Consider the following 13,214-nt stretch of genomic DNA (forward strand, 5'->3'; position numbering starts at 1 on the left):
GTTCGTCCCCTCAACGTGTGGTTGCGACGGCGATGGACTTGGTCTCGAGATAGCCCTCAAGGCCTTCGCGGCCGAGTTCCCGGCCGTATCCGCTGTCCTTGATGCCGCCGAACGGTGCGAACGGATCCATTGTGTACCCCTGGTTTACCCCGAAAGTTCCGGTTTGTACACGCTCGGCGATGCGGACGCCGCGGTCGGTATCGGCCGTCCACACCGACCCTGCCAGGCCGTATGCGGAGTCGTTGGCGATCGCGACGGCCTCGTCCTCGTCCCGGTACCCGATCACGGTGAGCACCGGCCCGAAGATCTCCTCGCGGGCGATGCGCATCGCGTTGTCGGCCCCGGCGAACAGGGTGGGTCGGACGTACCAGCCGGCGTCGATGCCGTCGGGCAGGTCGGCGCCACCGCAGATCAGCCGGGCGCCCTCTTGTTGGCCCAAGTCGATGTAGTCGCGCACCCGCTGCTGTTGCCGTTGCGACACGAGTGGCCCCAGGTCAGTGGCCGGATCGGCGGGATCACCCACTTTCAGCGCACTCATCCGGGCGGCCAGGGCGTCGACGAACTCATGCTCGCGGCGGGCCGGGACCACGATCCGGGTCAGCGCATTGCAGATCTGGCCGCTGTTGGACAGGCTGGCCGCCCGAATTCCGGCGGCGACGGTGTCTGGGTCGGCATCGTCGAGGACGATGGCCGCGGATTTGCCGCCCAGCTCGAGGCTCACCTTGGTCAGGTTGGCCGCGGCCGCCGCGGCCACCGCCCGGCCGGCGGCGCTGGAGCCGGTGAACGAGACCTTGTCGACCCCGGGATGCCCCACCAGGTGGGCGCCCACCGTTGCGTCGCCCGGCACCACGGTGACGACCCCGTCCGGCAGGCCGACCTCCTTGAGCATCTCAGCTAGAAGCAATGCGTCCAAAGGGGATTCGGGCGCAGGCTTCAGTACTACCGCACAGCCGGCCAGCAGTGCCGGGATCAGCTTGGTGACGATCAGGAACTGCGGCATGTTCCACGGCACGACGGCCGCGACCACACCGACGGGCTCTTTGCGGAGGTGCACGTCGGATCCGAAGAAACCGCCGCGCCTCTCCTGCCACGGATAGGCCTCGGCCAGGTCGCAGAACGCGGACATCAGCATCGCCGGCAGCCCGACCTGCGCGCGTTGGGCGAAGCTGATCGGTGCGCCGATCTCGGCCGAGATCAGCTGCGCCATCTCACCGCGTCGCCGACCGTAGATCTCCGCGAGCCGTCGCACCACCGCGATGCGCTCGGCCGGGCCGAGCCGGGGCCACGGCCCCTGGTCGACGGCCGTGCGGGCGGCCGTGATCGCGGCGTCCACATCGGCCGGCCGGCTGGCCACCACGCGCGCGATGGGCTGTTCGGTGTGCGGCGAGACGACCTCGATCGTCTCCGCGGGGTCGCCGGTGGGCGACCAGTCGGCCTCGATTCCGAGGTACTCCCCAAGATGCTGATCCATTCGGATCCTTCCGCCTCAGTCCCCGCCAGAGTATCAACTACTTGTTATTGGCGGAACTGCCGTCTACCGTCGAGCGTGAGCCGCCGGCGCCAACAGCCACGGGCCGGCACGTCGGTCGAAACACATCACAGAGGAGCGGGCATGGCTCGGTTTCCCAAGCCGGCTGAAGGCAGCTGGACTCAGCACTATCCCGAACTGGGCACCGGCCCGGTGTCCTATGAAGACTCGATCAGCCCGGAGATCTACGAGCTGGAACGCAAGGCGATCTTCAAACGTGCCTGGCTGAACATCGGTCGTGTCGAACAACTTTCACGCAAAGGCAGCTACTTCACCCGGGAGATGAAGGCAGCCAACACCTCGATCATCGTGGTGCGCGCCAAATCCGGGGAGATCAAGGCCTTCCACAATGTCTGTCGCCACCGTGGCAACAAGCTGGTGTGGGATGACATGCCGCTGGAGGAGACCAGCGGGGTGTGCCGGCAGTTCACCTGCAAGTACCACGCCTGGCGTTACGACCTGGATGGCGAGCTGACCTTCGTCCAGCAGGAAGGCGAATTCTTCGACCTCGACAAGAGCCGTTACGGCCTGGTGCCCGTGCACTGCGAGGTGTGGGAGGGGTTCATCTTCGTCAACTTCGCCAAGACACCCGAGCAATCCCTACGCGAATTCCTGGGCCCGATGATCACCGGCCTGGAGGGCTATCCGTTCGACAAGATGACCTCGCGATTCACGTATCGCTCTGAGGTGAAGGCGAATTGGAAGCTCTACATGGACGCGTTCCAGGAGTTCTACCACGCCCCGATCCTGCACGCGAACCAATCCCCAACCGCCTATTCGAAGGCCGCCGCGGAAGCCGGCTTCGAAGCGCCGCACTACCGACTGGAGGGTCCCCACCGCCTGGTCAGCACCTCCGGCGTGCGGGCCTGGGAGATGGCCGACGAGATGCGCAAACCCATCGAAGACATCTGCCAGAGCGGGCTTTTCGGCCCGTGGGACAAGCCGGACCTGGGCCCCATGCCGGGCGGGTTGAACCCGGCCAAGTGCGACCCGTGGGGCTTGGACTCATTCCAGTTGTTCCCCAACTTCGTCATGTTGTTCTGGGGTCAGGGCTGGTATCTGACGTATCACTACTGGCCGACGTCGTACAACACGCACACCTTCGAATGCACGCTGTATTTCCCGCAGCCGCGCACACCGCGGGAGCGGTTGGCCCAGGAGCTGGCCGCGGTGTCGTTCAAGGAGTACGGCCTGCAGGACGCCAACACCCTGGAGGCCACGCAGAGCTCGATCGAGACCCGGGTGGTCGACGAGTTCCTGCTCTGCGACCAGGAGATCCTGCTGCGTCACCTGCACAAGGAGACCGCCGCATGGATCGAGGACTACCAGCGCAAGACCGCAGGAGTGTGACCCGATGACCACCCGACTTCCGGCTGAATTCGCCGACCTCGAACCGTTCTCGGACTGGTGCCTGCCCAGCGAACCGCAGCGCTACGCCAAGCGCCTCGGTTCCACCATGGCCGAGATGCAGGCGTTCTACGACTCGATCACCCCGCGGGCCGAGGAAGCGATCAGCTTCTGCGACAAGTTCAGCCTCGACGCCTTGCCCGAGGACGTGCTCAACCTGATGCACCTGCTGTACTCCATGGTGACGGTGTCGTTCCCGGTGGAGTGCTGGAAGCAGCCCCGAGTACCGGATTCCGGTGCCACCTCGCTGGACTGCGTCGCCGAGCCGGTGCCGTGACCCAGGCCGCAACCGGTACGACAGTCCTGCGCGCCGCCCGCTGGGTGGACGTGACCGGTGGCCAGGTGCGGTCCCCGGCCGTCGTGGTCATCGAGGGCAACCGGATCACTGCCGTCAATCCCGAAGAGCCGCTACCGGATTCGGCCACCGTCGTCGACCTCGGTGATGTCACCCTGTTGCCCGGGCTGATGGACATGGAGCTGAACCTGCTGATCGGCGGGCCGGGCAATCCCGGCGGACTGCCCACCCCGATGCACGGCGTGCAGGACGATCCGGCCTACCGGACGCTGCGCGGCGCCGTCAACGCGCGCACCACGCTCGACGCCGGGTTCACCACCGTGCGCAATCTGGGCCTGATGGTCAAGACCGGCGGCTATCTGCTCGACGTGGCGCTGCAGCGGGCCATCGACCAGGGCTGGCATCAAGGACCACGCATTTATCCGGCCGGCCACGCCGTCACGCCGTACGGCGGGCACCTCGATCCCACGGTGTTCCAGCGGCTGGCCCCGGGCATCATGCCGCTGTCGGTCGCCGAGGGCATCGCCAACGGGGTCCCGGATGTGATCGCCTGCGTCCGTTACCAGATCCGACACGGCGCCAAACTCATCAAGGTGTCCGCCTCCGGCGGGGTGATGTCGCACAGCACCGCCCCGGGCGCCCAGCAGTACTCCGATGCCGAATTCGCCGCCATCGCCGACGAGGCCCACCGCGCGGGCGTCAAGGTCGCCGCCCACGCCGTCGGGGACACCGCCATCCAGGCCTGCATCCGGGCCGGCATCGACTGCATCGAACACGGCTTCCTGGCCAGCGACGAGACCATCCAGATGATGGTCGACCACGACACCTTCCTGGTGTCCACCACGTACCTGACCGACGCGATGGCCATCGACCGGATCGCACCGGAACTGCGCAAGAAGGCGCTCGACGTGTTTCCGAGGGCGAAATCCATGCTGCCCAAGGCGATTGCGGCCGGTGTTCGCATCGCGTGCGGCACCGACGCCCCGGCGATCCCGCACGGCGAGAACGCCAAGGAGTTGTGCGCACTGGTCGACCGCGGCATGACGCCGATGCAGGCCCTGCAGGCCGCGACGGTGGTGGCCGCGGACCTGGTCGATGCCGCCGACGAACTGGGACAGCTGGCGCCGGGATACCTGGCCGACGTCATCGCCGTTGCCGGTGATCCGACGGTGGACATCGCGACGACGCTCGATGTCCGGTTCGTGATGAAGGACGGCGTGATCTACAGGAACCCCGTGCGCTAGCGTCGAGTTGATGCACGCGGCAGGAGACGGGTATGGACCTCACTGAGAACACCCTCTGGTGGCTCAAGCAGGCGTTCTACTTCTCGCTCACCGAGGTCAACGAGTCGGTCAAGGAGCACGGGGTGAGCACCGCCCAGATCGGCGTGCTCCGTCAGCTCGCCAATCAACCCGGGCTCTCCGGGGCCGAGTTGGCTCGCCGTCTGCTGATCACCCCGCAGGGCGTGCAGCTCGCGCTCACCGCGTTGGAGAAGCGGGGCCTGGTCGAACGCAAACAAGACCCGCAGCACGGGCGCATCCTGCAGGTGTTCCTGACCGATGAGGGCCGGGCGGTGGCCTCTGCCGTGGTGGCCGACGCGGTCGCCGCCCACGATCGGGTGTTCGGTGTACTCACCGACGAGGAGCAGGAGCAGCTGAAGACCCTCCTGCGCCGGGTGATCGAACAGGGCACCGGACACACACCGCACTCGGATCACATCGACCCGTAGCACCGAACTCATCTCTGGTGTATCAACCTCTTGAGATTAATGACAAGTACTTGATATTGTCGATCTCAATGGAGACGTCGATGACACCGCTATACGAATCCGGCGAGCTGACCGATGCCGACGGATTCACCCCCTTGCGCGTCAAACAGGTGGTGCCGGAAACCGCCGACGCGGTGTCGCTCGTTCTCGACATCCCCGCACCGGCGAGGGACCAATTCCGTTACCTGGCCGGTCAGTTCGTCACGATCCTGGTACCGATCAATGGCACCGAGCATCGCCGTTGTTACTCGATGTCCTCGTCTCCCGCCGTCGAGGCCGATCTGCGGATCACCGTCAAGCGCGATCGGGACGGTCTGGTCTCCAACTGGATCAACGACACCGTGCGCGTCGGCGACGTCCTGCACACCGCATCCCCCGAGGGGCGCTTCGTTCTCACCGCCGCCGACCGCGACATCGTCACCTTCGCCGGCGGCAGCGGGATCACGCCGGTGTACTCCCTGGTGCGGTCGGCGCTGGCCACCACCGACCGCCGGGCCCGGCTGTTCTATGCCAACCGCGATCCCGAATCGGTGATTTTCGGCAATGCGCTGGCCGACCTCGCCGACAGCCACGGCGGCCGCTTCCAGCTGCACCACCATCTCGACGACCGGGCCGGTGTCGTCACGCCGCAGCACATCACGGACTTCCTCGGCGACGGCACCACACACGCCGACTATTACATCTGCGGCCCCGCGCCGTTCATGGACACCGTCGAACGCGCCCTGCTCGGTGCCGGGATCCCCGGACAACAGCTACACCTTGAGCGCTTCACCGTCGCCGCGATTCCCGCTCCGGATCCGTCCGAAGCCGCCGTCACCGAAGAGGTGACCATCGAGCTCGGCCGCAGCACCGTCACCGCACCCTACCGCGCCGGTAACACCCTGCTGCAGACCGCGCGGCTGGCCGGCCTGAAGGCGCCGTCGTCATGCGAAACCGGTTCGTGCGGAACATGTATGGCGCAGGTGGTGCAGGGCAGCGCACGCATGCTCAACAACGACGCCCTCGACGATGACGAGATCGCCGAGGGCTGGGTGGTGACCTGTCAGGCGCTGCCCACCAGCCGCACCGTGCGAGTGGTCTATGAGTGAAGGTACTGACATGAGAAACCGGGTGGCCGTGGTGACCGGCGGAGCGTCGGGCATGGGTGAGGCGACCTGCCACGAGTTGGGCCGGTGCGGCCACAAGGTCGCCGTGCTCGACGTGAATGCCGATGCCGCGCAACGTGTCACCGACGACCTGCGGTCGGCCGGCGTCACGGCCGTCGCCGTCGGGGCCGACATCACCGACCGCACCGCGGTCGAGGAGGCCTTCGCGAAGATCCGTAGTGAGCTCGGACCGGTCGGCATCCTGGTCACCAGCGCCGGCATGTTCGGATACGCGTCGTTCGCCGAGATCACCGAACAGGCCTGGACGCAGATGCTCGAGGTCAATCTCACCGGGACCTTCCGCTGCGCTCAGGTGGCCCTTCCCGACATGGTCGAGGCCGGTTGGGGGCGCATCGTGATGATCTCGTCGTCGAGCGCCCAACGCGGCACCCCGTTCGCGGCCCACTACGCCGCGTCCAAGGGCGCACTGTTGACCCTGACGAAATCGCTGGCCCGTGAGTACGCCGCGCACGGCATCACCGTCAACAACATCCCGCCGTCGGGCATCGAGACGCCGATGCAACACCAGTCGCAAGCCGCCGGCTACCTGCCGTCCAACGAGACCATCGCCGCCAACATCCCGCTCGGCCGGCTCGGCACCGGAGCCGATATCGCTGCCGCCGTGGGGTTCCTGTGCTCCGAGGAGGCCGGCTTCATCACCGGCCAAACCATCGGGGTCAACGGCGGCGCAGTGATGTAGCGGCGCCGAAGCCGCCCGAGCAGTCCCGAAACGCACCAGTCACAAGGAGGTTCAGATGGCAACCAAGTGGCCCAAGCCGGCTGAGGGATCCTGGACCCAGCACTATCCCGATCTGGGTACCGGGCCGATCCCGTTCCGGGACTCGATCTCTCCCGAGTTCTACGCCCTGGAGCGCGAGACGATCTTCAAGCGGGCGTGGCTCAACGTCAGCCGGGTCGAGGAGACGCCCGAGGCAGGCAGCTACATCACCCGCCAGGTCGAGGCCGCCGGCGCGTCGCTGCTGCTGGTGAAGGCCCACGACGGCACCGTCCGCGCCTACCACAACCTGTGCCGGCGACGCGGCCACACCGTGGTACCGGCGGACTTCCGTGCCACCGAGTTACGCAGTACCGGACACGAACTCGAGTGCGCCCACTGCGGGTGGCGATACGGCCTCGACGGCACGCTGCGCTTTCTGCCCGATGCGGACCGCTTCGCCGGGCTCGACACCGCCGACTACGGCCTGATCCCCGTGCACTGCGACGTGTGGGCCGGATTCGTCTTCGTGAACTTCGACCGGGAACCGCGTCAGAGCCTGCGCGAGTTCCTCGGCCCGATGATCACCGCGCTCGACGACTACCCGTTCGACAAGCTCACCGAGCGCTACGACTGGGTGGCACACAACAACAGCAACTGGAAGATCTTCGCCGACGCCTTCCAGGAGTACTACCACGTGCCGTCCCTGCACACCCAGCAGGTGCCGCCGGAGGTCCGGGATCCCAACGCGGGCTTCACCTGTGGGCACTTTCAGCTCGACGGTCCGCACCGGCTGGTCTCGACCGCAGGCACCCGGCGCTGGCTGCTGGCGCCCGAGTACATGTACCCGATCGAGCGGGCCACCCAGAGCGGCCTGGTGGGCCCGTGGCGGACACCGGACATCGGCGAACTGCCGATGCACGGACTCAACCCCGGCAACATCGAGCCATGGGGAATCACCAACTTCCAGATCTTCCCCAACCTGGAGATCCTGATCTACGGCGGCTGGTACCTGCTGTACCGCTACTGGCCGACCTCACACAACACCCACCGGTACGAGGCATTCACCTATTTCCACCCGGCCCGCACCGTCCGCGAGCGCATCGAGCACGAGGTGGCCGCAGTGGTCCTCAAGGAATTCGCGCTACAAGACGCCGGGATGCTCGGCGGCACCCAGGCCGCCCTCGAGTACGACGTCATCGACGACTACCCGCTCAACGACCAGGAGATCCTGGTGCGTCATCTGCACAAGATGGCGGTCGACTGGGTCGAGACCTATCAACACGAACTCACCCCGGCCGGAGCGTGACCATGGCTTCCGCCCGGTTGCCCAGCGCCTTCGCCGAACTGGAGCCCTACGCCGAAACTTGGTGTCTGCCAACGGAGACCGAACGCTGGGAGCGACGCCTTGCCAGCACCATGCCCGAGATGCACGAGTTCTACGACGCCTTCTTTCCCCGCCTCGAAGAGGCGATCGAATACTGCGACAAGTTCCCGCTCGACGATGTCCCCGACGACGCGCTCAACCTCCTGCACCTGATCTATTCGCTGATCATGGTGGCGATGTCGGTGGAGATCATGCATCAACCGGCCCCGACCGACTCCGCCGACGCCGTCATGATCCGCACCGGAGAACCACGGCCGTGACCACCATCGAAAGGACACGCCGATGAGTGTGTTGACCATCAACAAGCTGACCGCGTCCGTCGGGGCCGAGGTTGTCGGCATCGACCCCGAACGCCTCGGCACCGACGACGGCCTCGCGGCCGCCGTGCTGGACGCGCTGGAGGACAACGGCGTATTGGTCTTCCACGGCCTGCATCTGAATCCCGCGGCGCAAGTGGCCTTCTGCCAACGTCTCGGCGAGGTCGACCGCTCCGCCGACGGTCATCATCCCGTCTCGGGGATCTACCCGATCACCCTCGACCAGACAAAGAACAAGGCCGCCGAATACCTCAAGGCGACCTTCGACTGGCACATCGACGGCTGCACTCCGATGCATGACGAATGCCCGCAGAAGGCGACGGTGCTGTCGGCGGTCGAGGTCGCCGCCCGCGGCGGGGAAACCGAGTTCGCCAACGTGTACGCGGCGTACGACTCGCTCACCGAGGCCGAGAAGGAGCACTATGGCGCCCTGCGGGTGGTGCACTCCCTCGAGGCGTCGCAGCGGCGCGTCTACCCCGACCCGACACCCGAACAGCGCCAGCGGTGGGCGGCCCGCCCGACCCACGAGAACCCGCTGGTGTGGACGCACCGCAACGGGCGAAAGTCACTGGTACTCGGCGCTTCTGCGGACTACATCGTCGGGATGGATCGCGACGAGGGGCGTGCCCTGCTCACCGAACTCCTCGCCCACGCCACCACGCCGGACAAGGTGTACCGCCACAAGTGGTCCGTCGGCGACACCGTCATCTGGGACAACCAGGGGGTGCTGCACCGCGCGGCGCCCTACGAGCCCAACTCACCGCGGCACATGCTGCGCACCACCGTGCTCGGTGACGAACCGATCCAATAATCAGGAGCGCCCGTCGTGGCATGCCCACTAGCGTGGCGTCATGATCCGCCTCGATGTCCGACAACTGTTTCCGGTGGAACGGCATGCACTGCTCAGCCTGCTGGAGACGCTGCAGCCGGCGGACTGGGCCAGGCCGACGGTGTGTCCGGGCTGGGCCGTGCAGGACATCGTGGCGCACATCCTCAACGACTACATGCGTCGCCTGTCGGGCAGCCGCGACGGATACGCTGGTGCGTCATTCGCCGACGACGAGACGCTGCCGGCCTACCTGGCTCGCGTGAACGGCGAGTTCGTCCGCGCGATGCGCCAATGCAGCCCAGAGATGATGATCGACCTGCTGGCCCATCTGGGACCGCAACTGGACGCCGTCTGGGCAGACATCGCTATGGACGGTGCCGCGCATCTGAATGTTTCGTGGGCCGGCTCCCAGACGAGCCCGGCCTGGCTCGACGTCGCGCGCGACTACACCGAGTTCTGGGTGCATCAGCAGCAGATCCGCGACGCGGTGTCGCAGGCGGGCGCCNCGTGAACGGCGAGTTCGTCCGCGCGATGCGCCAATGCAGCCCAGAGATGATGATCGACCTGCTGGCCCATCTGGGACCGCAACTGGACGCCGTCTGGGCAGACATCGCTATGGACGGTGCCGCGCATCTGAATGTTTCGTGGGCCGGCTCCCAGACGAGCCCGGCCTGGCTCGACGTCGCGCGCGACTACACCGAGTTCTGGGTGCATCAGCAGCAGATCCGCGACGGGGTGTCGCAGGCGGGCGCCGACGACCCCCGCCTGCTCAATCCCGTTCTGATCACGTTCCTGCATGCCGTGCCGGTCGCGTTGCGCGATCTGCCGCGGCCGTCCGGTACGGCGGTCGAAGTCGAGGTCACCGGTCCCGCCGGCGGGCGATGGGCGGTGATTTCCGATGGCGCGCAATGGGATCTGACTGCTGAATCGAAGCACGATCCGGTTGCCACCGTGCGCATGGACCAGGACACGTTGTGGCGTCTGGCCAGCCGTGGAATCACCGTGGAGCAAGGACGGGAACGCGCCGAACTGAGCGGTGACCGTCAACTGGCCGAAGCGGCGGCGGCGCTACTGGCGGTGGTCGCCTGACCGCCGCCAGACACTACTGCGGCATCGCGGACTCGACCACGGTCAACTTTTCGGAAAGCCCTGCCACCCGCCGGATTTCGCGGAACTCCTCGACCATGCCGTCGGTGACCTCGTGCGGGTCATCGACCGTGGCATCGTCGGAGAGCACCGAGATGTTCAGCTGGTCGACGTAGCTCCACACCGTGATGTTGAGCCCGCTGCCGGTGGTGATGGGTCCGACCGAGTAGATCTCGGTGACGGTGGCTCCGCCGACCTTGCCGCGTTCCCGCGGGCCCGGCACGTTCGAGATGTTGAGGTTGAGCACCTTGTTCTGGCCGTCCTTGTTGGCCAACCATTTGAACGCCGCCTCGACCGGGGCCGGTGGCATGTAGGCGGCCCAGCGAGCGATCAGTTCCGGACCGATCAGCTGATGGCTCTCCTTGGCCAGGGCCGCGGCGTCGTGCGCCCGCTGGACCCGCTCCGCGGTGTCGGCGACGTCGACCGGCAGCGCCACCAGCACACCGCTGAACCGGTTGCCCGAGATCCGATCCGGCGAGAAGTCGAAGCTCATGGGCACCGAGGCCAGCAGCGGATGGTCGGCCTTGCCGTCGTACTTCAGGGACAGCTTGCGCAGCGCCCCCGACGACATGGCCAGCACCAGGTCGTTGATCGTGACCCCGAGCTTCTTGCTGGTCTCCTTGACGTCGGCCAACGCCAGCGTCGCGGTCGCGAACAGCCGCTTCTCGTCGAGGATGTGGTTCATGAAACTGGGCGGCGGCGTGAACGGCCGGGTCAGTTCCGGGGACAGCTTGCGGTGGCTGCGTCGCACCCGACCGAAGCCCTGCGCGGTGTAGCGGAACGTTCCCGGCAAGCGGCCGAGCTGACGCATGTGATCGGCAAACGCCGAACGCACCAACTCGGAATTGCTGGGCGCGGGATCGGCGGCGTACGAATCGTCGTCACGCTGCGGCCCGTCCTGCAGATCCATTCCCCTGGCCAGCAGGTTCGCCGAGGCGATCCCGTCGGCGAGCGCGTGGTGGATCTTGCCGACCACGGCGATGCGCCCGTTGGCCAGGCCCTCGACGAAATACATCTCCCACAGCGGCCGGGTGCGGTCCAGCTGGGTGCTGCCGATCTCGCCGATGGCCTCGTCGAGTTCGCGGCGGCCGCCCGGCGCCCGCACCCGCCACGGCCGGACGTGGTATTCGAGGTCGACGTCGCAGTTCTCCCGCCACATCGGGTGGTGGAACTTGAACGGGATGTCGACGAGCTGGTAGCAGAACGGTTCGAGCTTGTGCAGCCGCCCGCGGATCACCTCACGAAACTCGTCGATGCCGAACGTCCGGTCCCCCAGGTCGTCGAGCGCGATGACCGCGATCTTCAACGTGTGCATGTGCACGTTGGGCGTCTCTGTATACAGCAGGAACGCGTCCCACCCACTCAACCGTTTCACGGTGTCCCTCCCCAGGTGTGGAGGCGTCTATATAACCGCTTTATCCCGGTCAATCGCCCTGTTTCGATGAATTTGGTTGAGGAACAAGCCAATTGCGGTGGCCATGGCCCCCGTCCGGGCACCGTCGGTCATGTCGAAGGCGTGCCCGGCCCCCGGCAGTTCAATGTAGCCGACAACCGATCGGGACACCGCCTTGAGCCGGTCGACGAAACTGCGGGCCTGCGCCACCGGGATGACACTGTCGCCGGTTCCGTGGATGACCAGGAACGGTGGCGCGTCGGGGTGGATCTGGGCGATCGGCGAGGCCTGCCGGTAGATCTCGGGATGACGGTCGATCTTGCGGCCCACCACGACTCGTTCCAGGAAATCGACGAATCGGACCCGCTCCTCGGTGGAACGGTCCTCCCAGTCATAGCGGCCATAGATACCGACCACGGCGTCGACGCTGGTATCCGCATTGTCCGGCAGATCACCTTGCAGGTCAGGATGATTCGGGGTCAGCCCGGCCAGCGCCGCGAGGTGGCCACCGGCCGAGCAGCCCGCGATGGCGACGAAGTTGCGGTCACCGCCGAACTTGTCGACGTTGGCGCGCGCCCAGGCGATCGCCGCCTTGACGTCGGTGATGTGACGCGGCCAGCGGTGGTGCGGGGCCACCCGATAGTCGATCGACAGACACACCCAGCCCTGCCGGGCCAGATGCGACAACAGCGCGTAGCCCTGCAGGATCCGGCCGCCGTGCACCCAGGCGCCCCCGGGCACGAACAGCAGCACCGGTGCGGGTTCGGTGGGCAGGTGCTTGGGCCGCCACACATCGAGCAGCTGGGCCGGGTCGTCGCCATAGCGCACCGAGGTCCGGTAAACGTCGCGCCGGTACTCGGCGGTGTGCCACAACGGCGGCATGTTGTCGGGGGCCGGCCAGTCGATGGCCAGGTCGACGGCGGGCACGACACCGCGCAGTCCCTCTTGCGCCACCGCGTTGGTCTGCTCGCGCTCGGCCTTGCGAAGTTCGCCGTTACCCGGGGCCAGCCAAGACTTCGCCGAGGCTGTCACGAACTCGGGGAGGTGACGGAAACCCCAGACCCCCATCGCGGCCATGGCACCGAACGGTTCCAGGTGCTTACCCACCACGGGCAGCGAAGCCGATGCCACGCTCAGCGCCAGCATATGGTCAGCTGGCGTGGCCTTCAGCAACCATCGCGCCCGATCGGCGAGCGTCGGTGCGGGGTACCGGTAATCCGGTCGTGCCGTCATTGCGCGAGCGTACCGCGCAACCTATTGACTCAGGCGACAACTTCGCCGACT

14 protein-coding genes are annotated in these 13,214 nt (G+C 66.7%); 11 read left to right on the forward strand and 3 right to left on the reverse strand.

From position 1 onward, the window contains the following. Window positions 1–10 precede the first annotated feature (10 nt). Window positions 11–1,471, reverse strand: a complete 1,461-nt coding sequence (locus BN4332_RS19395) for an aldehyde dehydrogenase (RefSeq protein ID WP_066900758.1) — start codon at window positions 1,469–1,471, stop codon at window positions 11–13. 141 nt (window positions 1,472–1,612) lie between these two features. Here BN4332_RS19395 and BN4332_RS19400 point away from each other — a divergent pair, with 141 nt between their 5' ends. The 11 genes from BN4332_RS19400 to BN4332_RS19450 all read left to right on the forward strand — a co-directional run bounded on the left by BN4332_RS19400 (window position 1,613) and on the right by BN4332_RS19450 (window position 10,480). Next, complete coding sequence (locus BN4332_RS19400; protein WP_066900760.1) at window positions 1,613–2,878, forward strand: aromatic ring-hydroxylating oxygenase subunit alpha; 1,266 nt, start codon at window positions 1,613–1,615, stop codon at window positions 2,876–2,878. Window positions 2,879–2,882: 4 nt separating this feature from the next. Further along, complete coding sequence (locus BN4332_RS19405; RefSeq protein WP_066900762.1) at window positions 2,883–3,212, forward strand: hypothetical protein; 330 nt, start codon at window positions 2,883–2,885, stop codon at window positions 3,210–3,212. Next, window positions 3,209–4,474, forward strand: coding sequence for a metal-dependent hydrolase family protein (locus tag BN4332_RS19410; RefSeq protein WP_066900764.1), 1,266 nt, complete (start codon window positions 3,209–3,211; stop codon window positions 4,472–4,474). Before BN4332_RS19405 ends, BN4332_RS19410 begins: the two co-directional genes overlap by 4 nt. A 32-nt stretch (window positions 4,475–4,506) precedes the next feature. Then, entirely contained in the window at window positions 4,507–4,959 is a 453-nt protein-coding gene (locus BN4332_RS19415; protein WP_066900765.1) for a MarR family winged helix-turn-helix transcriptional regulator, read from the forward strand. 68 nt (window positions 4,960–5,027) lie between these two features. Continuing rightward, window positions 5,028–6,086 (forward strand): ferredoxin--NADP reductase, encoded by a 1,059-nt coding sequence (locus BN4332_RS19420; RefSeq protein ID WP_066900766.1) that lies wholly within the window; start codon window positions 5,028–5,030, stop codon window positions 6,084–6,086. Between the two features lie 10 nt (window positions 6,087–6,096). Beyond that, entirely contained in the window at window positions 6,097–6,843 is a 747-nt protein-coding gene (locus tag BN4332_RS19425) for an SDR family NAD(P)-dependent oxidoreductase (protein ID WP_066900767.1), read from the forward strand. A gap of 55 nt (window positions 6,844–6,898) precedes the next feature. Continuing rightward, window positions 6,899–8,167 (forward strand): aromatic ring-hydroxylating oxygenase subunit alpha, encoded by a 1,269-nt coding sequence (locus BN4332_RS19430; RefSeq protein ID WP_066900768.1) that lies wholly within the window; start codon window positions 6,899–6,901, stop codon window positions 8,165–8,167. A 2-nt stretch (window positions 8,168–8,169) separates the two neighbouring features. Continuing rightward, on the forward strand, window positions 8,170–8,505 hold the full coding sequence (locus tag BN4332_RS19435) for a hypothetical protein (protein WP_066900770.1): 336 nt from the start codon (window positions 8,170–8,172) through the stop codon (window positions 8,503–8,505). 22 nt (window positions 8,506–8,527) lie between these two features. Beyond that, window positions 8,528–9,373, forward strand: coding sequence for a TauD/TfdA dioxygenase family protein (locus tag BN4332_RS19440; RefSeq protein WP_066900772.1), 846 nt, complete (start codon window positions 8,528–8,530; stop codon window positions 9,371–9,373). A 40-nt stretch (window positions 9,374–9,413) separates the two neighbouring features. After that, window positions 9,414–9,902: a maleylpyruvate isomerase N-terminal domain-containing protein gene (locus tag BN4332_RS19445; RefSeq protein WP_066900774.1), complete on the forward strand. Its 489-nt coding sequence runs from the start codon at window positions 9,414–9,416 to the stop codon at window positions 9,900–9,902. Next, a complete protein-coding gene (locus BN4332_RS19450; protein ID WP_160110888.1) occupies window positions 9,899–10,480 on the forward strand; it encodes a hypothetical protein in 582 nt (193 codons plus the stop codon). Before BN4332_RS19445 ends, BN4332_RS19450 begins: the two co-directional genes overlap by 4 nt. 13 nt (window positions 10,481–10,493) lie before the next feature. Here BN4332_RS19450 and BN4332_RS19455 read toward each other — a convergent pair whose 3' ends face one another. Both BN4332_RS19455 and BN4332_RS19460 read right to left on the reverse strand, forming a co-directional pair. Next, the gene (locus BN4332_RS19455) at window positions 10,494–11,912 is read right to left on the reverse strand and encodes a WS/DGAT/MGAT family O-acyltransferase (protein WP_066900778.1); all 1,419 of its coding nucleotides are present in this window, start codon (window positions 11,910–11,912) and stop codon (window positions 10,494–10,496) included. A 27-nt stretch (window positions 11,913–11,939) separates the two neighbouring features. Then, a complete protein-coding gene (locus tag BN4332_RS19460; RefSeq protein WP_066900781.1) occupies window positions 11,940–13,163 on the reverse strand; it encodes an alpha/beta hydrolase in 1,224 nt (407 codons plus the stop codon). Window positions 13,164–13,214: the final 51 nt, after the last annotated feature.

This window comes from Mycolicibacterium houstonense, assembly GCF_900078665.2.
Taxonomy (GTDB): domain Bacteria; phylum Actinomycetota; class Actinomycetes; order Mycobacteriales; family Mycobacteriaceae; genus Mycobacterium; species Mycobacterium houstonense.

Coding starts and splice junctions, on each gene's coding strand:
- BN4332_RS19395 (WP_066900758.1), bottom strand. CDS start 1,471: ATGGATCAGCATCTTGGGGAGTACCTCGGAATCGAGGCCGACTGGTCG.
- BN4332_RS19400 (WP_066900760.1), top strand. CDS start 1,613: ATGGCTCGGTTTCCCAAGCCGGCTGAAGGCAGCTGGACTCAGCACTAT.
- BN4332_RS19405 (WP_066900762.1), top strand. CDS start 2,883: ATGACCACCCGACTTCCGGCTGAATTCGCCGACCTCGAACCGTTCTCG.
- BN4332_RS19415 (WP_066900765.1), top strand. CDS start 4,507: ATGGACCTCACTGAGAACACCCTCTGGTGGCTCAAGCAGGCGTTCTAC.
- BN4332_RS19420 (WP_066900766.1), top strand. CDS start 5,028: ATGGAGACGTCGATGACACCGCTATACGAATCCGGCGAGCTGACCGAT.
- BN4332_RS19425 (WP_066900767.1), top strand. CDS start 6,097: ATGAGAAACCGGGTGGCCGTGGTGACCGGCGGAGCGTCGGGCATGGGT.
- BN4332_RS19430 (WP_066900768.1), top strand. CDS start 6,899: ATGGCAACCAAGTGGCCCAAGCCGGCTGAGGGATCCTGGACCCAGCAC.
- BN4332_RS19435 (WP_066900770.1), top strand. CDS start 8,170: ATGGCTTCCGCCCGGTTGCCCAGCGCCTTCGCCGAACTGGAGCCCTAC.
- BN4332_RS19440 (WP_066900772.1), top strand. CDS start 8,528: ATGAGTGTGTTGACCATCAACAAGCTGACCGCGTCCGTCGGGGCCGAG.
- BN4332_RS19460 (WP_066900781.1), bottom strand. CDS start 13,163: ATGACGGCACGACCGGATTACCGGTACCCCGCACCGACGCTCGCCGAT.